Origin of the sequence: Pseudomonas sp. MWU12-2345, from assembly GCF_023242385.1 — a bacterium.
In the GTDB taxonomy this organism is placed as follows: Bacteria; Pseudomonadota; Gammaproteobacteria; order Pseudomonadales; family Pseudomonadaceae; genus Aquipseudomonas; species Aquipseudomonas gingeri_D.
In genome coordinates this window covers 25,789-47,762 of record NZ_JALLJA010000010.1, presented here as the reverse complement: position 1 = coordinate 47,762, position 21,974 = coordinate 25,789, and the positions used below count along the sequence as shown (strand labels likewise).

The following is a 21,974-nucleotide window of genomic DNA, read 5'->3' as shown; positions in this document are numbered from 1 at the left end:
CCGTTGGCACGACAGGATAACCCGTGAATCGCGTCAACGGAGGTGAGGAGCTGCTCAGAGATGAATCACGGCCAGGTCCAGTCGACCGTACTCCCCTTCGCCGTGCTCGCCCTTGGGTGGGACGTGATGGGTTTTCATGACCTGGTCGCCTTGCAGGGTCTCCAGGTGGATATCGAAGCCCCAGAGGCGGTGCAGGTGCTTGAGCACTTCCTCGGTGGAGTCGCCCAGGGGTTTGCGGTCGTGCTGCTGGTGACGCAGGGTCAGCGAACGGTCGCCACGGCGGTCGATGCTCCAGATCTGCACGTTGGGCTCGCGGTTGCCCAGGTTGTACTGGGCGGCCAGGGTTTCACGGATGGTCCGGTAGCCGCCTTCGTCATGGATGGCCGGCACCAGCAGGTCGTCGCGCTGGTCGTCATCGAGGATGCTGAACAGCTTGAGGTCGCGAATCACTTTGGGTGACAGGTACTGCAGGATAAAGCTCTCGTCCTTGAAACTGCTCATGGCGAACTTGATGCTCGAGAGCCAGTCGCTGCCGGCCAGGTCCGGGAACCAGTGACGGTCTTCTTCCGTGGGGGATTCACACATCCGCCGAATGTCGCGGTACATGGCAAAGCCCAGGGCATAGGGGTTGATGCCGCTGTAGTAGGGGCTGTCGAAGCCCGGTTGGAAGACCACGCTGGTGTGGGAGGTGAGGAACTCCATCATGAAGCCGTCGGTGACCAGGCCTTCGTCGTAGAGATCGTTCATCAGGGTGTAGTGCCAGAAGGTTGCCCAGCCTTCGTTCATCACCTGGGTCTGGCGCTGGGGATAGAAGTACTGCGCGATCTTGCGCACGATCCGAACGATTTCCCGCTGCCAGGGTTCCAGCAGCGGCGCGTGTTTTTCGATGAAATAGAGGATGTTTTCCTGGGGTTCGGCGGGGAAGCGTGCATTGTCCTTGTCGCTGAACTTGTCCGCGCCCTTGGGGATGGTGCGCCACAGGTCGTTGATCTGCTTTTGCAGGTGTTCTTCGCGGTCTTTCTGCCGCCGCCGTTCCTCTTCGGCGGAAATCGGGTAGGGGCGTTTGTAGCGGTCGACGCCGTAATTCATCAGGGCGTGGCAGGAGTCGAGCAGGTCTTCGACCGCGTCGATGCCATGGCGCTCCTCGCATTGCATGATGTACTGCTTGGCGAAGACCAGGTAGTCGATGATCGAGCTGGCGTCGGTCCAGGTGCGGAACAGGTAGTTGCCCTTGAAGAAGCTGTTGTGGCCATAGCAGGCATGGGCCACCACCAGTGCCTGCATGCAGATGGTGTTTTCTTCCATCAGGTAGGCAATGCACGGGTCCGAGTTGATCACGATCTCGTAGGCCAGGCCCATCTGGCCGCGGCTGTAGGACTTTTCCGTGCTTAGAAAGTGTTTGCCGTAGGACCAATGATGATAACCCAGGGGCATGCCGACGGAGGCATAGGCGTCCATCATCTGTTCGGCGGTAATGACTTCGATCTGGTTGGGGTAGGTATCCAGGGCATAACGATTGGCGATACGACTGATTTCGCGGTCGTAGGCCTGGATCAGCTCAAAGGTCCACTCCGAACCGGTGGAGAGGGGTTGGCGCTTCTGTTGTTTCGGCTCTCTGGCGGTCATGTCACTAACCTGCGCTGGAAGAGTTCACGGAAGACCGGGTAGATATCGCCGGCCGACACCAGCTGCTGCTGGGCAAACGTATCGCCGAACGCCTCGCTGATGCGCTCGTATTCGTACCACAGGGCCTGATGTTCGCGGGGGGTGATCTCTACGTAAGTGTAGTACTGCACGAACGGCATGATCTGGTTGATCAGGATGTCGCGGCAGATGGGCGAGTCATCGTTCCAGTTGTCGCCGTCGGAAGCCTGGGCGGCGTAGATGTTCCATTCATTGGTCGGGTAGCGTTCGGCCATGATTTCCTGCATCAGCTTCAGTGCACTGGAAACAATGGTGCCGCCGGTTTCCCGCGAGTAGAAGAACTCCTCCTCGTCGACTTCCCGGGCGCTGGTGTGATGGCGGATGAACACCACTTCGATCTTGTCGTAGTTCCGCTTGAGAAACAGGTACAGCAGGATGAAGAAGCGTTTGGCGATGTCCTTGGTCGCCTGGGTCATGGAGCCGGACACGTCCATCAGGCAGAACATCACGGCCTTGGAACTGGGGTTGGGTTGCTTGACCAGCAGGTTGTACTTGAGGTCGAAGGTGTCGAGGAACGGAATGCGGTGGATACGCGCGCTGAGTTTCTCGATTTCCGCCTCGATCTCCTGGATATCGCCGAAGTTGTCCGGCTCTTCGCGTCTCAGACGCTCCAGCTCGGCCTTGGCTTCCTTGAGTTTGGCCCGGCTGCTGCCGGACAGGGCGATCCGCCGCGCGTGGGCCGAGCGCAGGGTGCGGATGATGTTGATGCGCGAGGGGTTGCCCTCGTTGCTGATCCCGGCGCGAACGGTCTTGAAGGTGTCGGTGCCGGTGAGGTTGCGTTTGACCAGGTTCGGCAGCTCCAAGTCCTCGAACATGAACTCGAGAAACTCTTCCTGGGTGATCTGGAAGGAGAATTCGTCCATCCCTTCGCCCGAGTTGCCGGCCTTGCCCGGACCACGGCCGCCACCGCCGCCGGGTGGCCGGGGGATATGCTCGCCGCTGGTGAATTCCTTGTTGCCGGGATGCACCACGGTCTGCTTGCCGCCACGGCCATGGTGCAGCACGGGTTCATCGATATCGCGGCCGGGGATGCTGATTTGCTCGCCATGCTCCATATCGGTAATGGAGCGCCGGCTCACGGCTTCCTCGACAGCCTTTTTGATATGGTCACGGTAACGCCGCAGGAAGCGTTGACGGTTCACCGTGCTCTTGTTCTTGCCATTGAGACGTCGGTCGATCACATAGCTCATGAGGAGCCCTCCGGACAGCTTCAAGTTACAAGCTTCAAGCGCCAAGCTGGAAGCTTAAAGACAAGCGGTCAGCTCCTGCACCGCAGGCACGTCGATAAACGTGCCTGCGGCTTGTCGCGAGCCGCTTGCAGCTGCCGTTACTACTGCGATTTTCTGACCCGCAGGTACCACTCGGAGAGCAGTCGTACCTGTTTGTCGGTGTAGCCACGTTCGACCATGCGGGTGACGAAGTCGTTGTGCTTCTGTTGATCCTCTTTGCTGGCTTTGGCGTTGAAACTGATGACCGGCAGCAGATCCTCGGTGTTGGAGAACATTTTCTTCTCGATCACCACCCGCAGCTTCTCGTAGCTGAGCCAGGTCGGATTCTTGCCGTTGTTGTTGGCCCGGGCACGCAGGACGAAGTTGACGATCTCGTTGCGGAAATCCTTCGGATTGCTGATACCGGCCGGTTTTTCGATTTTCTCCAGCTCTTCGTTCAGGGCCACGCGGTTGAGGATTTCGCCGGTTTCCGGATCGCGGTATTCCTGATCCTGAATCCAGAAGTCCGCGTACAGCACGTAGCGGTCGAAGATGTTCTGGCCGTACTCGCTGTAGGACTCCAGGTACGCGGTCTGGATTTCCTTGCCGATGAACTCGATATAGCGCGGTGCCAGGTATTCCTTGAGGAAGCGCAGGTAGCGCTCACGGGTTTCGGCCTGGAACTGTTCCTGTTCGATCTGCTGCTCCAGCACATACAGCAAATGTACCGGGTTGGCGGCGATCTCGTGGGGATCGAAGTTGAAGACTTTCGAGAGGATCTTGAAGGCGAAACGGGTCGACAGGCCATTCATGCCTTCGTCGACACCGGCGCTGTCGCGGTACTCCTGGATCGACTTGGCTTTCGGGTCGGTGTCCTTGAGGTTTTCGCCGTCGTACACGCGCATTTTCGAGTAGATGTTCGAGTTTTCCGGCTCCTTGAGGCGTGAGAGCACGGTGAACTGGGCGAGCATCTTCAGGGTGTCGGGTGCGCAGTGGGCCTTGGCCAGGGAGCTGTTGAACAGAAGTTTGTCGTAGATCTTCACTTCGTCGCTGACCCGTAGGCAGTACGGGACCTTGACGATGTAGATCCGGTCGATGAAGGCTTCGTTGTTCTTGTTGTTACGGAAGGTGTGCCACTCCGATTCGTTGGAGTGGGCCAGCAGGATCCCGGTGAACGGAATGGCCCCCAGGCCTTCGGTGCTGTTGTAGTTGCCTTCCTGGGTCGCGGTGAGCAATGGATGGAGCACCTTGATCGGTGCCTTGAACATTTCCACGAACTCCATCAGGCCCTGGTTGGCCCGGCACAGGGCGCCCGAGTAGCTGTAGGCGTCGGCGTCGTTCTGTGGAAACTCTTCCAGCTTGCGGATATCGACCTTGCCCACGAGGGCCGAGATGTCCTGGTTGTTTTCGTCGCCCGGTTCGGTCTTGGCCACGCCGATCTGGTTGAGGATCGAGGGGTAGAGCTTGACCACCCGGAACTGGCTGATGTCGCCGCCGAATTCGGCCAGGCGCTTGGTCGCCCAGGGCGACATGATGGTGTTCAGGTAACGCCGTGGAATCCCGAAGTCTTCCTCGAGGATCGCGCCGTCTTCAGTGGCGTTGAACAACCCCAGGGGCGACTCGAAGACCGGCGAGCCCTTGATGGCGTAGAAGGGGACCTTCTCGATCAGCTGTTTCAGCTTTTCGGCCAGGGACGATTTACCGCCGCCGACGGGGCCGAGCAGGTAAAGGATCTGTTTCTTCTCTTCCAGGCCTTGGGCGGCGTGGCGGAAATACGAAACGATCTGGTCGATGCATTCTTCCATCCCGTGGAAGTCTTCAAAGGCCGGATAGCGCCGGATCACCTTGTTGGAGAAGATGCGCGACAACCGTGAGTTGGTGGACGTATCCAGCAGTTCGGGTTCGCCGATTGCCAGTAGCAGCCGTTCAGCTGCCGACGCGTAAGCACTGCGATCCTTTTTGCACAGCTCAAGGTACTCCTGCAGCGTGAGTTCTTCTTGCCGTGTGGATTCGAAGCGTTGTTGGAAATGGCTGAAAATGCTCATGACGTCACCTCGCTCGATACGTGGAGCCGGTGCCGGATCAGTCAGTCCAGTGCTGGCATGCAACCGCGAAAGCCGTTGCCGTTTACCCCCCAGAACACCTTCAAAGCGATGATCACTTTGAAAATTACTACCGATGACCCGTACGCCGGTGTACCGGCTCTCCCCTGATTTGGATGGCCTGCGCTTAAGGATAGTTCGGAATCGGCGGGGGCAAGTCAAGATGAGCAATTAGTTACGCCTGACCGTTCGTCAGGAAAGGCTCTAGCCCGGGAATCCCGCGGGCTCCAGCAGCAGAAAAAAATTATTCGGAAATATCTTGAGCAATTTCTGACGGATAGGTCGTGCGCCACAGCTCAAAGCCACCGTCCAGGCTGTAGACGTCACTGAAGCCCTGGCTGACCAGGTAGGCGGCCGCGCTCTGGCTCGAATTGCCGTGATAGCAGCACACCACCGTGGGTGCGTCGAGGTCGGCGGCGCGAATGAAATCGGCGATGTTGTGGTTGTCCAGGTGACGGGCGCCACTGATGTGGTTCAGGGCAAAGGTCTGCGGGTCGCGGACGTCGACGACCACGGCGCCCTGCTCGCGCAGGGCCTGGGCTTGTTCGGGCGGGATACGTTTGAATTCGGTCATGATGGGCTCCATCTGGGGCAGGTAGGTCGTACAGTCTAGCGATATAACCAGGCCCGGAAGCGCTCGGCCAGGGTCGGTGGCGGAGCAACGCCACCCTGGGCATCGCACTTGCAGGTCAGAAGCTCGCCGGTGTCGACGTTCATCAGGGTCATGGCCCCGCCCCAGACACAACCAGTGTCGAGGGCGAAGATCCCGGGCTCGTCGCATCGGCCTTCAAGGGCGGCCCAGTGGCCGAAGATGATCTTCAGGCCCTGGGTCTTGCGCTCCTTGTAGCTGAACCAGGGGGCGTAGCCGCGGGGGGCGGTGTCGGCGCCTTCCTTGCCCTTGAGGTCGAGCTTGCCGTCGGCGGTGCAGAAGCGCATCCGCGTGAAATAGTTGGTGATCACCCGCAGGCGGGCCACGCCCTGCAGATCGCCGTCCCACTTGTTCGGCTCATTGCCGTACATGCCGTCGAGGAAAAGCGTCAGCAGGTTGTCGTCGCGCAAGGCGGTTTCCACTTCGGCGGCGTATTTGAGCGCTTTCTTCAGCGTCCACTGGGGGGGGATGCCGGCGTGGACCAGGGCGACGTTGCGCTCGGCGTCGTGGTGCAGCAGCTTCTGGCGGCGCAGCCAGTCCAGCAGATCGGCCCGATCCGGGGCGTCGAGGATCTCACGCAGCGTGTCGCTTTTTTTCAGGCGCTCGATATTGTGCCCGGCGGCGAGCAGGTGCAGGTCATGATTGCCCAGCACGCAGACCAGCGATTCGCGCATACCGTAGAGAAAGCGCAGGGTCTCCAGGGATTGCGGGCCCCGGTTGACCAGGTCGCCCACCAGCCACAGCTTATCGCAGGTAGGGTCGAACTTGACGCGTTCGAGCAGGCACTTGAGCGGTTCCAGACAGCCTTGCAGGTCACCGACGGCATACACCGCCATCAGTGCAGGGCCCCGGGTACGGCAAGGCGGAAGGGGGCGATCACGGCGTTGAAGCGCTTGCCGTCCTCGGCCACCATCTCGTAGGTGCCCTGCATGTTGCCGACTTTCGTCGTCATCACCGTGCCGCTGCTGTAGGTATGGCTCTGGCCGACCTCGATCAGCGGTTGCTGACCGACGACACCGGCACCGCGAACTTCTTCCACGTGACCGTCGCCATCGGTGATCACCCAGTGCCGCGACATCAACTTGGCGGGCAGTTCGCCGTTGTTCCGCACCGTGATGGTGTAGGCAAAGGCAAAGCGGTTCTGCTCGGGTTGCGATTGTTCTGCAAGGAAGCGGGTGACGACGCTGACGTCGACCTGGTAACGAGGATCGGACATGCAAGAGGCCTTGGAAGCTGAAGCGCAAGAGACGCTGGACGAAGCCCAGTCTAGGTCAAGTCCCGGGTAGTAGGCCAGACATGCGCGCTGGCCTGCTACCGATGGGGTCAGTCGACGTCGGGGGCGGTGACGGCTTGCTCACTGAGTTTGTCGGCCAGGCGCACGAAGGCGGCCAGGTCGAGCTGTTCCGGACGCAGGCTGCCGTCGACGCCGGCGGCTTCGATCTCGGCGTTGCTGAGCAGCGCCTTGAGGGTATTGCGCAAGGTTTTGCGACGCTGGTTGAAGGCTTCGCGCACGACGCGCTCCAGCAGGCGATGATCCTTGGCCGGGTGGGGCAGGACGGCGTGGGGCACCAGGCGCACGATGGCCGAGTCGACCTTGGGCGGCGGGTTGAAGGCGCCCGGGCCGACGTTGAACAAATGTTCCACGCGGCAATGGTACTGGACCATGATTGACAGGCGACCCCAGTCGCCACCGCCGGGGCCGGCAGCCAGGCGCTCGACCACTTCCTTTTGCAGCATGAAGTGCATGTCGCGAATCAGGCTGGCGTTGTGCAGGAGATGGAAGATCAGCGGCGTGGAGATGTTGTAGGGCAGGTTGCCGACCACCCGCAGGCTGTTGGGTGCCGGGTTGAGGCTGGTGAAGTCGAACTTCAGCGCATCGCCCTGGTGCAGGTTGAAATTGGCTCGGCTGCCGAATTGCTCATTGAGGATCGGTACCAGATCCTTGTCCAGCTCGACGACATCCAGCTGTCCACCGCTGTTGAGCAGGCCTTCGGTCAGGGCGCCCTGGCCCGGGCCGATTTCCAGCAGGCGGTCATCGGGTTTGGCATGGATGGCGCGCAGGATGCGGTCGATCACGCCGGCGTCGTGCAGGAAGTTTTGCCCGAAACGCTTGCGCGCCCGGTGTTGGTATTGCTCAGTCATAAACGGGTCTCGGCCATCTGGTAGGCGGTTTCCAGGGCGACTTGCAGGCTGCCGGTGTCGATGTTGCCGCTGCCGGCCAGGTCCAGGGCAGTGCCGTGGTCGACCGACGTGCGGATGATCGGCAAGCCCAGGGTCACGTTGACTGCGGCGCCGAAACCTTTGTATTTCAGCACGGGCAGGCCCTGGTCGTGGTACATCGCCAGCACCGCGTCGCAGTGCTCCAGATATTTGGGGTTAAACAGAGTGTCGGCAGGCAGCGGGCCACGCAGGTCCATGCCCTCGCCGCGCAAGCGCTCCAATGTCGGTTCGATGATGTCGATTTCTTCGTGACCCAGGTGCCCGCCTTCGCCGGCATGGGGGTTGAGCCCGCAGACCAGGATACGAGGGTTGGCAATGCCGAACTTTTCCCGCAGGTCGCCATGCAGGATACGGGTGACCCGCTCCAGGCGCTCTGGGGTAATGGCGTCGGCGACTTGCCGCAAGGGCAGGTGGGTGGTTACCAGGGCCACGCGCAGTCCCCGGGTTGCCAGCAGCATCACCACCTGGGGGGTGTGGGTCAGGTCGGCGAGGAATTCGGTGTGGCCGGAAAAGGCGATCCCGGAGTCGTTGATCACGCCTTTGTGCACCGGGGCGGTGATCATGCCGGCGAAATCGCCGTCCAGGCAGCCTTGACCGGCACGGGTCAGGGTTTCCAGGACAAAGGCGGCATTGGCCTGGTCCAGTTGCCCGGCGATGACCGGGCTCGCCAGCGGGGTGTCCCAGACATACAGGCTACCCGCCGCTGCCGGTTGCTCAGGCCACCGGCCCGGCGCGACTGGCAGCAGATCGACGGCCACGCCCAGTTGCGCGGCCCGCTCGGAGAGCAGGTCGCGGCTGGTAATGGCAATCAGGGGGTAAGGCTGGGGTTGCGAGGCGAGCAGCAGGCAAAGGTCTGGACCAATGCCCGCCGGCTCGCCGGGTGTCAACGCGAAACGCCGGGGTTTCACTTTGGCGCCTGTTCCGCGCCGGGGAGCTTGATTTCAACGTAGGCTTCGTCGCGGATCTGACGCAGCCAGGTTTGCAGCTCTTCATCGTATTTGCGGTTACGCAGCACGGTCATGGCTTGCTGTTCGCGTGCCTGGGTGGTGCTGTCGGTGGCGCGACGGCCAAGGACTTCCAGTACGTGCCAGCCGTATTGGGTCTTGAACGGCTTGGACAGGACACCTTGCGGGGTCTTGGCCATCACTTCGCGGAATTCCGGTACCAGTGCGTTCGGGTCGACCCAGTTCAGGTCGCCGCCGTTAAGCGCCGAGCCCGGGTCTTCCGAGAAGCTCTTGGCCAGCGTAGCGAAGTCTTCGCCGTTGGAGATCCGCTCGTAGAGCTTCTGCGCCAGGGCTTGGGTGTCGGCTTCGCTGCGAATGGCGTTGGGCTTGATCAGGATGTGACGAACATGCACTTCGTCACGCATCTGCGTTTCGCCACCGCGCTTCTCCAGGACCTTCAGGATAATGAAGCCCCCTGGGGTGCGTGTCGGTTCGCTGATGTCGCCAACCGCCATGCTGCTGAGCATGTGGTCGAACGGTGGTGGCAATTGAGCCGGCTTGCGCCAGCCCATGTCGCCGCCTTCCAGGGCGTTATCGCTGCCGGAGTGGGCAATGGCCAACTGACTGAAGTCAGCGCCTTGCTTGAGTTGCCGGTAGAGGTCCTGAGCCTGGGTTGCGGCGGCCTGGATGACTTGCGAGTTGGCGCTGTCCGGGGTCGACACGAGGATATTGGCCAGGTGCAGTTCTTCGGAGAGCTGCATCTTGCCCAGGTCCGAGGCGAGGAAGTTCTTCACTTCCTGCTCCGACACCTGGACCCGCTCGGCGACACGACGCTGACGCACACGGCTGATGATCATTTCCCGGCGAACCTGGTCACGGGCGTCCTCATAGGAGAGGCCGTCGTGGGTCAGGGCCGCGCGGAATTGATCGATGCTCATGTTGTTGCGCTGGGCAATGGTGCCGATGGCCTGGTTCAACTCATCATCGCTGATGCGAATACCCGAGCGCTCGCCGATCTGCAATTGCAGGTTTTCGACGATCAAGCGATCCAGGACCTGTTGGTCGAGGACGCTGGTGGGCGGCACGCCGCCCCCGCGCTTGGCGATGGTCTGCTGAACCTCGTGGACACGCTGGTCCAGTTGGCTCTGCATGATCACATCGTTGTCGACGATGGCCACGACGTTGTCGAGGGGCTGCACAGCGGCGTGAACCGCCGCACTCAGGACCAGCGCGCCCAGCATCAGCGGGCGCAGACAATCAGAAAGCTTGATCTTCACGTTCACGATAACCTTGGATGCCTTTGTCGAGGAAGCTCTCGACTTTGTTGCCCATGACGCCACCCAGGCCCTTCAGTACAAACTGAAGGAAGATACCGTGGTCGCCTCGTTCGTTTTGCGGGGCCTGTTGACTGAACTCGTCATACTGGACCCAGTAGCGGTTGATCAGGCGCAGTTTCCAGCAGCAGTTGTCGTACTCGAAGCCACCGAAGGCTTCCAGGGTACGGTTGCGGTTGTAGTCGTACTGCCAGCGGCTGATGACGTTCCACTGTGGAACGACCGGCCAGATGACCGAGAAGTCGTGCTGCTCGATCTTGTAGTAGTCCTTCACGTAGCCGGGTTGGCCAGGTGTGCCGTAGTCGCCGCCGAACTGCCATTGGCCAGTGTTCTGGTTGTAGATCACCTGGTCGTTGCGATAGCGATAGCCGGCGTTGATGACCTTGTTCGGGTTGTCTTCAGGCTGGTAGTGGAACATCGCGCTGCCGGAACGTGGCTGGTGACTTTTCGGATCCCAGTTGTAGTCGGCCGTGGCGCGCCAGTCGCGGTTGAAGTTGTAGGCGTATTCCAGGGCGTACGGCGAGACATTGGTCTTGGCGTCGGCACGGGTAGTGAAATCAACGCCCGGCAACTGCACAGTGCGATCCTTGAAGTAGTACGCTTGGCCAATGCTCACGCGCTGACGTTCGAAACCGTTGTCTTCGATCCAGCGGCTGGTGATGCCCAGAGACAGTTTGTTCTCGTCGCCGACACGGTCGGAGCCGGAGAAACGGTTGTCACGGAACAGCGAGGCATAGTTGAAGCTGTACTCGCCGGTGTCGAACACAGGAATGTCTTGCTGGTTCTTCTCGGGTACATAGAGATAGAACAGGCGAGGTTCCAGGGTCTGGCGGTAGTTGGTGCCGAACAGTTGCGTGTTACGGTCGAAGTACAGGCCGCTGTCGATGCTGGCGATAGGGACGCCACGACTTTGTGAGCTACTGTAGGTGCCGCCGACGTAATTTGGGCTGGTCTGGGCCACTGCGATTTGAGATTGGCCCTGCGAACTCAGATCCAGATCGTATTGGGTGTACTGATACTTGAGCGACGGCGTTACAAAACCATAAGTCCAGTTCAGCGGCAGGCTGACCCCCGGCTTGAGGTTCAGTCGGTCACCGTTGGCACGGGCGAGGCCGGTCACGTTGGTGTCCAGGCGTGGAGAGGTAACGCCATTCTTGTCAGAGAAGGTACCGTCTTCCAGGCTCCGCTCGAAGCGAACGGCTTCAGTTTCGTAGGTGAAATTGAGGCCTTCCGGATGATAAGGCAGGCTACCGTTGAAGGTGATCTGTGGCAGGCGGTTGTATGGTGTGATAACCGCCACGCTCGCCAACTCATAGGCCTGCACGTTCACCTGGGCGGTGAAGTCGTCACCACGATAGCTCGCCGTGGCCTGCTGATTTACATAGTCAGCACCTTTGACGCCGATCTGGTTGGTCTGCAGATCCTGAAAGTAGTACGGGTCGCTGATCTTGGTGTAGTTGACCGTTGTCAGTACGCGGGAATCCAAGCCGCCCTTGTGCTGCCAGTTGACCATGTAGCGATCTTTAGTGGCGTCCGACTGCAGGGAGCGATCATTGCTCTCATCGTTCAGGTACGCACCGCCGAACTGCCCTTCGCTGGACTTGGTCAGGTAGCGGAACTCGCCTTCGGTCAACATGCCGCGCTTGCTCATGTAGTGCGGATACAACGTGGCATCGTAGTTCGGTGCCAGGTTGAAGTAGTAAGGCGTGGTCAGGTTGAAGCCTGAGGTGCTGTCGCTGGAGAAACTCGGCGGCAGGAAACCGGACTGGCGACGGTCGTCGATCGGGAAGTAGATGTACGGGGTGTAGAGAACCGGAATGTCCTTGACCCGCAAGGTCACGTTCGTCGCCGTACCGAAACCGGTCGCCGGGTTCAGGGTGATGTTATTACCCTTGAGCTGCCAGGCGTTGCTGTTCGGTTCGCACGTGGTGTACGTACCGTCCTTGAGGCGAATGATCGAGTTCTCGGCGCGCTTGGCGTACAGCGCGTTACCGCGGACCCGCGACTTGTGCATCACGTATTCGGCGTTGTCGACCCGCGATTCACCCGTGTCCAGCTGCACCTCGGCATGGTCACCGACCAGCAGGGCGCCCTGGTCGCGAACCCGAACGTTGCCGTTCAGCTCGCCACGGTTTTCCGCTTGGTACAGGCTGGCTTCATCAGCCTCGACCTGCATGCTGCCCTGGCGCATGACCACGTCGCCGGCCAGTGTCGCGACCTGCTTGTCCTGTTCATAACGCGAGGCCTTGGCCCCGATGAAGGTCGGCGCATCACTTTTATTCGTCGTGTCATTCATGCCAGGACGAATCGGTTCGATATAGGAACCAGAGCAATAAGGACCGGTTTCGGCCAACTGGGCAGGCGTCAGCTTGTCACGCGGGACCCAGTCGAGGTGACTGTAGTCGGCACTGCGCGACTTCAGACCACGACCCTTGGCCTCGGTGACCAGTACCGGGCCCGCAGCCTTCTCGCTGCTGGAACCGCTGTCCGCCGTGGCGGCAGTGCCCAAAGCCTCGGCATTACCGTCATGCACGGGGCGAGGTGGCAACTGGGCCGTAGTGGTTTTGGGCGCACAGTCCCAGGCACCGGAAGCAGAGACAGAACAGTCATACTGTTCCGCGGCGACCGCGAACGGGGTGGCAAGAGGTTGCAGAGCCAGCAAACCGCCGGTAACCAGCAACGGGAATTTTTTACGAAACGCGGGGGATTTCAATGCCATCTTATTAGTCCGGGCTTCCTGCGTGCCATCTGCCCGCGGTGGGGGTCACACGCCTATCGATGGTCAGAAAGTTGGGTAGGAACAGACCATCTCTGGCCTGCTCCCCCCTAAAAACCGTACGTGCGCCTTTCAGCGCATACGGCTCAAGTCTTTATTGAACCCCCAGAATCGGGAGCCGGTTTGCACACTGTCAAACCACGAGCGTGAAGCTGCTGGTGGCAAATGGGATGCAATAGTACCCGGTTGTTTAGCGAGTCACCACCGCCTTGTGAGCGATAAATGATGTGGTGGTCATGCCACCCAGTCTCCCTAGTTATGGGGTTCTTGCAAAGTAGACAGAGCCCTTGTTGTGATTGAAACAGGGTTGATACCTGCTTGCGGTATTTCAGCTTCCCGAACATCCGGGACATCCGAAGCTTCTCGCCCATTTCTTCCATCTCAGGATCAAACGGGTTGTATTCCCCGCTGATTTTTCTGTGCCTCTCGATCGGCGTATCCTCCAGGGTGTACAGCCTGATCGCCCTCTTGTCACCTGCCTCTGTCAGTAACGTGGTGCAGAACACCCAATTTCGGCCATCGACGGTCTGAAAATATTTCTTTCTGATCCAGTCGAGGCTTTTGTTCGAGTGCCTCCGTCTTGCCCAGCGCCATATTGCTTGGAATATTTGGAAATCCATGCGGCTGTACGCTTTCTTGGCTACTACGGGTTGGTGATACAGTGCCCAGCCCCGCAGCATTGGGTTCAGCAGGTGGATCAGATCCTCCTGTGATACCGCTTTGTTGGTACTGATGACCTCCTTTACCTTGCGGTAGAACGCTTTCGCGTTTTTCTTGCTTGGCTTGATCAGAAGCTTCCCATCGTACTTGCGGAAATTCCAACCCAGAAAATCAAAGCCCTTCTCAATGTGAATGACGTGCGTTTTCTCGGGAGAGAGCTGTAGTCCGCGTACCGCCAGAAAATGCTCTATCCAAGGGCGGACCTCATTTTCCAGTACCTCTTTCGAGTCGCTGGTGATGACGAAATCGTCCGCATACCGCACCACGTTGATTTTCAGCTTCTTGGCCTTTGTCACGCCCAGATGTTGCTTGAGCTGTGTTTCCAGGCCATCCAACGTCATGTTTGCCAAGGTCGGCGAGATAATCCCGCCTTGTGGCGTACCGGCATCCGTTGCCTGTAGCTGGCCTTTATGAATCACTCCAGCTTTTAACCATTTCCGAAGGATCACTTTGTCCGTAGGGACGTTGTTGATCAGCCAGTCGTGGTTGATATGGTCGAAGCAACCTTTTATGTCCGCTTCCAAAACCCATTTGGCTGAGAGCTTCTTGGATAGGCAAACGAACAGCTGTCCCATTGCATCCGCCGTGGATCTTTCGATCCTAAAGCCGTAGCTGTTCGGATCACCGGTAGTTTCAGCAATGGGGGCCAGAGCTAGCAGATGCAGCGCTTGCATTGCTCTGTCCGCCATGGTCGGGATGCCCAGAGGGCGTTCCTTTCCATTCGACTTTGGAATAAATACCCGCCTTAAGGGCCGGGGCTTGTATCCGTGCCGCTTCATTCCATCGACCGCTTTCCATTTGGCGTCGGGTGTATCCCAGAGCACGCGGTCGACTCCCGCCGTACGCTTGCCCTGGTTTTCAGTGACTCGCCGTACGGCCAGATATCTGGCCGAGGGTGAGCGGGTCAGCATTCGTTGCAGGGCTTTCACTCTGCGCCAGTCGCCTTCCCTACAAGCCTTCGCAATCCGTAACTGCATCGCCCGGACGTTCCGCTGGACTCGGCACCAATCGATGTCGTGCCATTGTTGCGGAGCGCCGGAAGGCGCAGACACGGCCATTTGGCTGTGTTCTAACATGCTGCCTTCCTCTCAAGTTTCCCCAAGCGAAGACGTATGCATCCCCTGACGGGAATGGACGTCCCCGTCAGGGTGGGTTAATAGAAGGTCCGCTACCGCGGGACCTCCGTGTTCATTGAGACAGTCTCACTCAGCATTCATGCGATAAAAGACCACGCAGAAGTCTGCCCGGTTTCCCGTGGGGTGATGTTCCAACCCCTATCCGAACGATTACAGTCCGGCGTTCGCTTTCTCTGCGATCCCATACCCGCATAGCCAACAGATCCCCTTGCGGTTCACCTGCCCGAAGGCAGCCATACGGGCTTACCACGTTCCCTGCCTGTCACACGATTGGTTTAGGGTCTGCCTTTCCACCGGGGGCCTTTGTAGCGACGTATTCCCACATCCCACAGGAATAACTGGCCCCGCACCTTTTTGGTTCATGCCTGACAGCAGTTTGGGCATGGTTATCCTTACGGCGTTTATCAGCAGTTCACTTACGTTACCCGTGCCAGCCAGCCTAGCGCCTCAACCCGGTACTGCTCCGAGCATCCATGGCTTACCTCGCGGTAAGTTCATGCCCTTGCGGGGGCTACGTTGTTGGAAGAGCTTCATACCTCACCGTTACCAGTGACGCATGTCTTCCTAGGCTATCGTTGGTCGCACAACGAGTCCGCTCCCACTCCATGAAGGCAATGGTTGGACAATGACAGACAGAGCTTTCGCTCGTGTCTCCGGTTGGAAATTGACAGGGACCTTGAGCGGCCTGTCGAGATGATGTTTCCTCCTGTTTTCAGGCAAGAGGAACCCCTGCGGGGATTCTTCCCGCCAGGGTGAGGCCAAACGGCCGATGTGAAGCGCTACTTGTCGAGATGGATGGCCATAACCATGACTGCTGTGAAAACGGCAATCATCAAGCCAAAGTTGCCGGTCAGTCTGGACAGAACTCCTGAAAAACAATTGTGGAGATCTGCCTGGCCTGCCGATACATCTGCTGTATGAATTCGACGCTTATGCATGTCGATTCCTGCGCTGTGACAGAGCACTCCCGGTCCTTGAGGGACCATAGCCGCGCGTCCGAGTGCTGGGCGGCCTTTGGGTTTCGCTATTGCGCCGCAGCGTCAACGAGTCCTTTTAAGCGATGGACCTCTTGGGCGGTTTTGTTTCCCGGATTGGGTGCCGGACTATTGGTTCTCAGTAGAGAAACCCCTGACGATGACTCCTCATCGCCAAGCTGGAGGCACGCTACGCGTGTCGCACAAGATGCTGGATAATAAAGCAACACCCGCTTGACGGCTAGCGTCGTCGGAGACCCATGTAATGCCTGACCAAGATGTACGCTTGCAACACCTGAAAGTTTGGCTGGATCGGCAGTTGGAAACGCTCTTTCTGGGCGAAGGCTGGGGCACCATCCCCCCGGCTACGTTGACCGCGGCCAGCAGTGACGCGAGTTTTCGACGCTACTTCCGCTGGGAGGGCGGGGGCCGTAGTTTGATCGTCATGGATGCCCCGCCACCCCGGGAAAACTGCAAACCCTTCGTGGATATCGCCCATTTGCTGGCGAAATCCGGAATCAACGTGCCGAAAATTCACGCGCAGGATCTGGAAAACGGTTTTCTTTTGCTCCATGACCTGGGCAACCAGACCTATCTGGACGTGATCGACAGCGACAACGCCGATGGGTTGTTCGCCGATGCCATCGACGCCTTGCTGGCTTTCCAGCAACTGCCGATGGACAGCGAACTGCCGAGTTATGACGTGGCCTTGCTGCGCCGTGAGCTGGAGCTGTTTCCCGAGTGGTACGTCGGGCATGAGCTGGGCCGCGCTTTCGATCCCGCGCAGTTGGCGATGTGGCAACGAGTCAGCGACCGGCTGATCGACAGCGCCCTGGCCCAGCCGAAAGTGCTGGTGCACCGTGACTATATGCCGCGCAACCTGATGGCCAGCGAGCCCAACCCTGGTGTGCTGGATTTCCAGGATGCGGTCTATGGGCCGGTGACCTACGACATCACCTGCCTGTTCAAGGACGCCTTCCTCAGTTGGCCCGAGGCCCGGGTACGTGGTTGGCTGCAGGATTATTGGCAGAAGGCGACAGGTGCCGGTATCGCGGTACAGGCCGATTTCGAGGAATTCCTCCGGGCCAGCGACCTGATGGGCGTGCAACGTCATCTGAAAGTGATCGGGATCTTTGCGCGCATCTGCCATCGTGACGGCAAGCCACGTTACCTGGCCGATGTACCGCGCTTCTTCGCTTATATAGAAGCGGTGGTAGCGCGCCGTCCGGAGCTGGCCGAACTGGGCGAGTTGCTGGCCAGCCTGCGTCGGCCGGTGGGGGCCGAGGTATGAAGGCAATGATCCTGGCTGCCGGCAAAGGCGAGCGGATGCGTCCGTTGACCTTGCACACCCCCAAGCCGCTGATCCGTGCCAACGGCACGCCGCTGATCGACTATCACCTGCGGGCGCTGGCGGCCGCCGGGTTCAAGGAGGTGGTGATCAACCACGCCTGGTTGGGACAGCAGATCGAAGACTACCTCGGCGACGGTTCCCGCTATGGCCTGAGCATCGCCTATTCGCCCGAGGGGGAGCCGCTGGAAACCGGTGGTGGTATCTTCCGTGCGTTGCCGCTGTTGGGTGATGAGCCCTTCCTGGTGGTCAATGGCGACATCTGGACTGACTATGACTTTGCTTCGCTACGTCGGCCGATTGCCGGTCTGGCGCATCTGGTCATGGTCGACAATCCGCCACACCACCCGGCCGGGGGCGACTTCAACCTGCTCGACGGCCAACTGCATGACGGTGGGGCGCTGGGCGAGAAGCTGACCTACAGCGGTATTTCAGTCCTGCACCCGCAACTGTTTGCCGCCTGCTCGGACGGCGCCTTCAAGATCGCGCCGTTGTGGCGCGAGGCGATGGCGCGGGGGCTGGTGAGTGGAGAGCACATGCACGGACACTGGGTGGATGTCGGCACCGTGGAGCGCCTGGCGCAAGTCGAGCAATTGTTGAAAGAGAGACACTGATTATGTTGTGGCCAGGGACTCTGATTGGAGCCGGGGCGGGTTTTGCGATCGCCAGTATTCCGGGGGCCATGTTGGGCGCGTTACTCGGGCAGGCGCTGGATCGGCGCCTGCAATTGCACAGCCTTGCCCATTTGCGCGAGCGCCTGGGGGGCAAGCCGGCGTTACGCAACGATGAATTGCTGTTTGTCTTGCTGGGGCGACTGGCCAAGAGCGATGGGCAGGTGGTCGACGGACATATCCAGCAGGCGCGCGAGGAAATGCGTCAACTGGATATGGCTGATGCGGCGCGGCGCCGGGCGATTGCCGCGTTCAACCGGGGCAAGTCGGGGAATGATCGACTGCGCGGCTACCTGAATCACCTGAAGGCCCAGCCCCATGCCGCCGAAGGCGTTTTGCGGGCGTGCTGGCGAATGGTCTGGGCCGACGGTCGGGTCGGGACGACGGAGCGTGAGTTGATCATGCTCTGGGGCAAATGGCTGGGTTGGACCAGTCATCAGGTCCAGGCCCTGGCCCATGACTACGAGCCGGGGCGCAAGGTGCTGTCGAACACGACCGGGACTTATGAGGAGGCGCTGGTGTTACTGGGCGTGGCGGCCAACAGTGAGCCGGCGCAAATCAAGCGGGCGTATCGGCGCCTGCTCAGTCGCCACCACCCGGACAAGATCGCGGGCAGTGGTGCCACGCCTCTACAAGTGCGCGAGGCCACGGAAAAAACCCGCGATTTGCACAATGCCTATGTGCTGATTCGCGAGCGCAGGGATTTCCGTTAGGTGCTACGTTTCAGAGACCGCCCACATCCTGCGGGTTCAACCAGCCACGGATGCGCCGGAATAACTGTTCCTGCCCGGCATTGCCCGGCAGGGCCTTCAGCGCGATCTGGTTGTAGCTTGTGGTTTTCTGCCGCTTGCTGGCCTGCAACCGCTCCAGTGCGGCTTTGCGATCCAGCGGCCGGTCCTGGTAGAAGAAATCCGCCGTCGCCAGTTTCAGTCCGGGGGTGATCTGGGCTAGGTTCTGTGGCGCAGTAGTCGGCGTCTGTGCGGCCACCAACAGCAGTTTCTGGATCTGCGGCGAAGGCTTCTCGCTCATGTAGCGGGCCGCCCAGTAAGCGCCGGTGCCATGGCCCAGGAGGACCACGCTGCGGGCATTTTGCTGTTTGGCGTAGGCAATCGCCGCGTCGATTCGTGCGAAGATCCGTTCCGCGTCGGCCTTCAGCTGATCTTCAGCGGTTTGCGCGGCGGCCTGGTCGACCACCTCGGCTTCGGCGCTGGCCGCCTGTTCGATGGGCTTGGCCGTGGTGCTGGCGTCCTTGCTGTTGCTGGCGGTCGCCGCCGGTGCCTTGGGCGCTTCGTCCACCCGTGGCTGGATCGCGTCGCTTTGCAGGTCCGGCAGGGTCAGGCTCAGGCTGCTCCACTGGGCATCCGGGAACTTGCGCCGCAACGGGCCGATTGCCTGGGGCCAGTCAGCGGTTTCGCCGGCACCGGGAATCAGGATCACCGCGCCCAGGGGCGAAGGCGTGTTGGCCGGTTTCCACAAGGCCAGGAAACTGTCGCCGCCGGCTTGCAGTTGCTGTTGTTCCTGCTGGGGCAATTGGCGTTCCAGCGCGGTCGCGTCTTCCTGGCTACGCTCGAGCAGGGGCTGGCGCTCCACCGGCTTTTCGGCGGGCTTCTGCGCCGGGTCGGCGGCCATGACGGGCGCGGCACAAGGTAGTATCAGCGACAGGCACAGCGCGGGCAGTGCCAGGCGGTAGAGAAGAGGCATCGAATTTTCCAGGCCAGAGTCATCCTGGCAGCCTAATGGGTTGGTCAGCATTTGTCAGTGTGTGAGCGTCGAATGATACGGTTTTGCTGCCTGTGGGTTATCGGCTGTTTGTGTTTTCCCTTGATTGCCTGGGCGGCGCCTGCTTCCCATGGGCAAGGGGTTGTCTTGTCCGGCGAGCAGCGCGAGTGGCTCGACCAGCACCACGAGTTGCGGGTCGGTCTGGTCCTGCAGGCGCCGTATGCGCAATACGACCGTCGGCTGCAGCGCTTGTCCGGGGCCAATGTGGAACTGATGGCCTGGGTGGCCAAGAGCCTCGATGTCGAACTGACCTGGCGTAACTTTCCCGATCAGACGCAACTGGAAAAAGCCTTGCGCGAAGGCGAGATCGACCTCGCACCGGGGCTGACCCAGACCCCGGCGGGGCTGCGCCTGTGGCTGTTCTCCGATCCTTATATGCGTGTACCGCAACTGGTGGTGGGCGAACGCAACGGCGCCGGCGCCGTGGAGCTGGAAAAACTCGACAGCCAGACCCGCGTGGCCGTGCGCATGCCCAGTACGGTCGCCGATTACCTGCGCAACACCTACCCCAATCTCAATCTGCAGGGTGTGCCGCTGGAGCGCCAGGCCCTGCAATTATTGACAAGCCAGCAGGCTCGCTACGCGGTGATCGATGAGGCGCAGCTCAGTCGCCTGTCCAACGAAGAAGAGTTTGCCGGGCTGGCAGTGGTCGGCGATATCGGCTTGCCGCAGCTACTGCGAGTGGCGACACGGCGCGACTGGCCGGAACTGGCGGGGGTTGTGGAGAAGGCTCTGCATGCGATCCCGGCGCGGGATCTGGAGCAACTGCATGCCCGCTGGCTGCAACCGAAGTACCCGCGCCTGACGGAGTCACCGGGCTTCTGGCAAAACCTCTGTCTGCTGCTGGCGGTGTTGTTGTTCGCGGGCCTGGCCATCATCTTCTGGCTGCGTCGCCAGCAGCACAGCCTGGAGCATGAGCTGCTCGCCGCCCGGGAAGCCCTCGCCCGACGTGAGGCGAGTGAAGAAGCCCTGCGCCTGACCCAGTTTTCCATCGACCAGAGCACGGTGGGGATTCTCTGGGTCAACTGGGACAGTCATGTCCGTTATGCCAACCGGGCGGCGGAAGAGATGCTCGGTTATCCGCCGGGCGCGGTGTTCGACCGCCCCTTGATCGACTTCGATCCGAACCTGAACATGGACCGCTGGCTGAACCTGTGGAAGCGTGCCCGGGCTAGCGAGGAAGGCCCGCAAAGTCTGGAAACCCAATGCGTTCGCGCCGATGGCAGCATCCTGCCGGCCGATGTGTCGTTGAGCTTCCTGCGTTTTCGCGAGGGCGAATACCTGGTGGTCTACCTCAACGACGTCACCGAGCGCCGCCGTGCGCTGGCGTCAGCCCAGGAAAGCGAAGCGCGTTTGAAGGCAATCGCCGCCAATGTGCCGGGCTTGGTGTTCCGACTGGAGCGTGTACCGTTGACCGGCGAGCTGCATTTTCCCTATATCAGCGAAGGCAGCGAGAGTCTGGTGGGCTATGCCCCGGCGACCCTGCGCCGGCAGGAGATCGGCTTGCGCAGCCTGGTGCATCCGGAGGACAAGGCCGGTTACCACCAGACCCAGGATCGGGCGCTGGAGGCGGACAGCGACTGGTCCTGGCAAGGCCGGATCATGACCCGCGAAGGCCGCCAGCGCTGGGCCGAGATCAAGGCCATCAGCCGTCGGCTGGAGGATGGCAGCGTGGTCTGGGACGGTATCGTCTGGGATATCAGCGAGAGCAAGCGCATCGAGCTGGAACTGGCGGCGTCCCGCGAACAGCTGCGCGAGCTGTCGGCCCACCTGGAAAGCGTCCGTGAAGAGGAAAAGGCCCGTATCGCCCGGGAGGTTCACGACGAACTGGGGCAGATGCTGACGGTGCTCAAGCTGGAAACGTCCATGTGCGAACTGGCCTATGCTCAGCTCGATCCCGGCCTGAATGATCGGCTCAACAGCATGAAGAAGCTGATTGCTCAACTGTTCCAACTGGTCCGGGATGTGGCGACGGCCTTGCGCCCACCGATTCTCGATGCCGGCATTGCCTCGGCCATCGAATGGCAGGCCCGGCGGTTCGAGGGGCGGACGCAGATTCCCTGCCTGGTGCAAGTGCCGGAGCATCTGCCGGCCCTCAGTGATGCAAAGGCCATTGGCCTGTTTCGTATCCTCCAGGAAGCGCTGACCAACGTCATGCGCCATGCCCAGGCGCATACTGTCGAGCTGACACTGACCGTTGAGGGCGAGGATTTATGCCTGACCATCAGTGATGATGGCGTAGGATTCGTCTCCGCCAGCGGCAGGCCGACCTCCTTTGGAGTGGTCGGCATGCGTGAGCGGGTATTGATGCTCGGCGGCACGTTGCGCCTGGAAAGCGTGGTGGGTGAGGGGACGACCCTCAGCGCACGGGTGCCGTTGGACGTGTAGGCCTTGATAGCGGTTCAACTG

General features: G+C 60.5%; 17 protein-coding genes. 4 read left to right on the top strand and 13 right to left on the bottom strand.

Going from position 1 to position 21,974, the window contains the following annotated elements; all coding sequences use genetic code 11:
• Nucleotides 1-54 precede the first annotated feature (54 nt).
• The 12 genes from M5C71_RS19925 to M5C71_RS19870 form a co-directional block, all read right to left on the bottom strand.
• Nucleotides 55-1,626, bottom strand: coding sequence for a SpoVR family protein (locus M5C71_RS19925; RefSeq protein ID WP_103495708.1), 1,572 nt, complete (start codon nucleotides 1,624-1,626; stop codon nucleotides 55-57).
• Nucleotides 1,623-2,894 (bottom strand): YeaH/YhbH family protein, encoded by a 1,272-nt coding sequence (locus M5C71_RS19920; protein WP_103495709.1) that lies wholly within the window; start codon nucleotides 2,892-2,894, stop codon nucleotides 1,623-1,625. The genes M5C71_RS19925 and M5C71_RS19920 overlap by 4 nt, the downstream gene beginning before the upstream one ends.
• Nucleotides 2,895-3,034: 140 nt before the next feature.
• A complete protein-coding gene (locus M5C71_RS19915) occupies nucleotides 3,035-4,957 on the bottom strand; it encodes a PrkA family serine protein kinase (RefSeq protein ID WP_017128689.1) in 1,923 nt (640 codons plus the stop codon).
• 301 nt (nucleotides 4,958-5,258) lie between these two features.
• A complete protein-coding gene (gene glpE / locus M5C71_RS19910) occupies nucleotides 5,259-5,588 on the bottom strand; it encodes a thiosulfate sulfurtransferase GlpE (RefSeq protein WP_103495710.1) in 330 nt (109 codons plus the stop codon).
• A gap of 35 nt (nucleotides 5,589-5,623) precedes the next feature.
• Nucleotides 5,624-6,499: a symmetrical bis(5'-nucleosyl)-tetraphosphatase gene (locus M5C71_RS19905; RefSeq protein ID WP_103495711.1), complete on the bottom strand. Its 876-nt coding sequence runs from the start codon at nucleotides 6,497-6,499 to the stop codon at nucleotides 5,624-5,626.
• Nucleotides 6,499-6,879 carry a Co2+/Mg2+ efflux protein ApaG gene (gene apaG, locus M5C71_RS19900; protein WP_248768569.1) on the bottom strand — a complete coding sequence of 127 codons (381 nt, stop codon included), beginning with the start codon at nucleotides 6,877-6,879 and terminating at the stop codon, nucleotides 6,499-6,501. The genes M5C71_RS19905 and apaG overlap by 1 nt, the downstream gene beginning before the upstream one ends.
• 107 nt (nucleotides 6,880-6,986) lie before the next feature.
• On the bottom strand, nucleotides 6,987-7,805 hold the full coding sequence (gene rsmA / locus M5C71_RS19895; protein ID WP_103495713.1) for a 16S rRNA (adenine(1518)-N(6)/adenine(1519)-N(6))-dimethyltransferase RsmA: 819 nt from the start codon (nucleotides 7,803-7,805) through the stop codon (nucleotides 6,987-6,989).
• Entirely contained in the window at nucleotides 7,802-8,791 is a 990-nt protein-coding gene (gene pdxA / locus M5C71_RS19890; protein ID WP_248768568.1) for a 4-hydroxythreonine-4-phosphate dehydrogenase PdxA, read from the bottom strand. The genes rsmA and pdxA overlap by 4 nt, the downstream gene beginning before the upstream one ends.
• Entirely contained in the window at nucleotides 8,788-10,104 is a 1,317-nt protein-coding gene (locus M5C71_RS19885) for a peptidylprolyl isomerase (RefSeq protein ID WP_177103796.1), read from the bottom strand. Before M5C71_RS19885 ends, pdxA begins: the two co-directional genes overlap by 4 nt.
• Entirely contained in the window at nucleotides 10,085-12,880 is a 2,796-nt protein-coding gene (locus tag M5C71_RS19880) for an LPS-assembly protein LptD (RefSeq protein ID WP_248768567.1), read from the bottom strand. Before M5C71_RS19880 ends, M5C71_RS19885 begins: the two co-directional genes overlap by 20 nt.
• 143 nt (nucleotides 12,881-13,023) lie before the next feature.
• Nucleotides 13,024-14,733: a group II intron reverse transcriptase/maturase gene (gene ltrA, locus M5C71_RS19875; RefSeq protein ID WP_152741045.1), complete on the bottom strand. Its 1,710-nt coding sequence runs from the start codon at nucleotides 14,731-14,733 to the stop codon at nucleotides 13,024-13,026.
• A gap of 839 nt (nucleotides 14,734-15,572) precedes the next feature.
• Complete coding sequence (locus tag M5C71_RS19870) at nucleotides 15,573-15,731, bottom strand: hypothetical protein (RefSeq protein WP_177103792.1); 159 nt, start codon at nucleotides 15,729-15,731, stop codon at nucleotides 15,573-15,575.
• Between the two features lie 301 nt (nucleotides 15,732-16,032).
• Here M5C71_RS19870 and M5C71_RS19865 point away from each other — a divergent pair, with 301 nt between their 5' ends.
• The 3 genes from M5C71_RS19865 to M5C71_RS19855 are packed head-to-tail and all read left to right on the top strand — an operon-like array spanning nucleotide 16,033 to nucleotide 18,499.
• Nucleotides 16,033-17,058, top strand: a complete 1,026-nt coding sequence (locus M5C71_RS19865; RefSeq protein ID WP_248768566.1) for a phosphotransferase — start codon at nucleotides 16,033-16,035, stop codon at nucleotides 17,056-17,058.
• A complete protein-coding gene (gene murU, locus M5C71_RS19860) occupies nucleotides 17,055-17,729 on the top strand; it encodes an N-acetylmuramate alpha-1-phosphate uridylyltransferase MurU (RefSeq protein ID WP_103495717.1) in 675 nt (224 codons plus the stop codon). Before M5C71_RS19865 ends, murU begins: the two co-directional genes overlap by 4 nt.
• Nucleotides 17,730-17,731: 2 nt before the next feature.
• Nucleotides 17,732-18,499 carry a TerB family tellurite resistance protein gene (locus M5C71_RS19855; RefSeq protein ID WP_152741043.1) on the top strand — a complete coding sequence of 256 codons (768 nt, stop codon included), beginning with the start codon at nucleotides 17,732-17,734 and terminating at the stop codon, nucleotides 18,497-18,499.
• A gap of 10 nt (nucleotides 18,500-18,509) precedes the next feature.
• On the opposite strand, the gene M5C71_RS19850 is transcribed toward M5C71_RS19855, so the two are convergent.
• A complete protein-coding gene (locus M5C71_RS19850) occupies nucleotides 18,510-19,487 on the bottom strand; it encodes an alpha/beta hydrolase family protein (protein WP_103495719.1) in 978 nt (325 codons plus the stop codon).
• Nucleotides 19,488-19,559: 72 nt separating this feature from the next.
• On the opposite strand from M5C71_RS19850, the gene M5C71_RS19845 reads away from it, so the two are divergent.
• Complete coding sequence (locus tag M5C71_RS19845; protein ID WP_248768565.1) at nucleotides 19,560-21,953, top strand: sensor histidine kinase; 2,394 nt, start codon at nucleotides 19,560-19,562, stop codon at nucleotides 21,951-21,953.
• Nucleotides 21,954-21,974: the final 21 nt, after the last annotated feature.

Coding starts and splice junctions, on each gene's coding strand:
- murU (WP_103495717.1), top strand. CDS start 17,055: ATGAAGGCAATGATCCTGGCTGCCGGCAAAGGCGAGCGGATGCGTCCG.
- M5C71_RS19870 (WP_177103792.1), bottom strand. CDS start 15,731: ATGCATAAGCGTCGAATTCATACAGCAGATGTATCGGCAGGCCAGGCA.
- M5C71_RS19920 (WP_103495709.1), bottom strand. CDS start 2,894: ATGAGCTATGTGATCGACCGACGTCTCAATGGCAAGAACAAGAGCACG.
- ltrA (WP_152741045.1), bottom strand. CDS start 14,733: ATGTTAGAACACAGCCAAATGGCCGTGTCTGCGCCTTCCGGCGCTCCG.
- M5C71_RS19915 (WP_017128689.1), bottom strand. CDS start 4,957: ATGAGCATTTTCAGCCATTTCCAACAACGCTTCGAATCCACACGGCAA.
- M5C71_RS19905 (WP_103495711.1), bottom strand. CDS start 6,499: ATGGCGGTGTATGCCGTCGGTGACCTGCAAGGCTGTCTGGAACCGCTC.
- M5C71_RS19845 (WP_248768565.1), top strand. CDS start 19,560: ATGATACGGTTTTGCTGCCTGTGGGTTATCGGCTGTTTGTGTTTTCCC.
- M5C71_RS19880 (WP_248768567.1), bottom strand. CDS start 12,880: ATGGCATTGAAATCCCCCGCGTTTCGTAAAAAATTCCCGTTGCTGGTT.
- M5C71_RS19925 (WP_103495708.1), bottom strand. CDS start 1,626: ATGACCGCCAGAGAGCCGAAACAACAGAAGCGCCAACCCCTCTCCACC.
- rsmA (WP_103495713.1), bottom strand. CDS start 7,805: ATGACTGAGCAATACCAACACCGGGCGCGCAAGCGTTTCGGGCAAAAC.
- M5C71_RS19865 (WP_248768566.1), top strand. CDS start 16,033: ATGCCTGACCAAGATGTACGCTTGCAACACCTGAAAGTTTGGCTGGAT.
- glpE (WP_103495710.1), bottom strand. CDS start 5,588: ATGACCGAATTCAAACGTATCCCGCCCGAACAAGCCCAGGCCCTGCGC.
- M5C71_RS19850 (WP_103495719.1), bottom strand. CDS start 19,487: ATGCCTCTTCTCTACCGCCTGGCACTGCCCGCGCTGTGCCTGTCGCTG.
- M5C71_RS19855 (WP_152741043.1), top strand. CDS start 17,732: ATGTTGTGGCCAGGGACTCTGATTGGAGCCGGGGCGGGTTTTGCGATC.
- apaG (WP_248768569.1), bottom strand. CDS start 6,879: ATGTCCGATCCTCGTTACCAGGTCGACGTCAGCGTCGTCACCCGCTTC.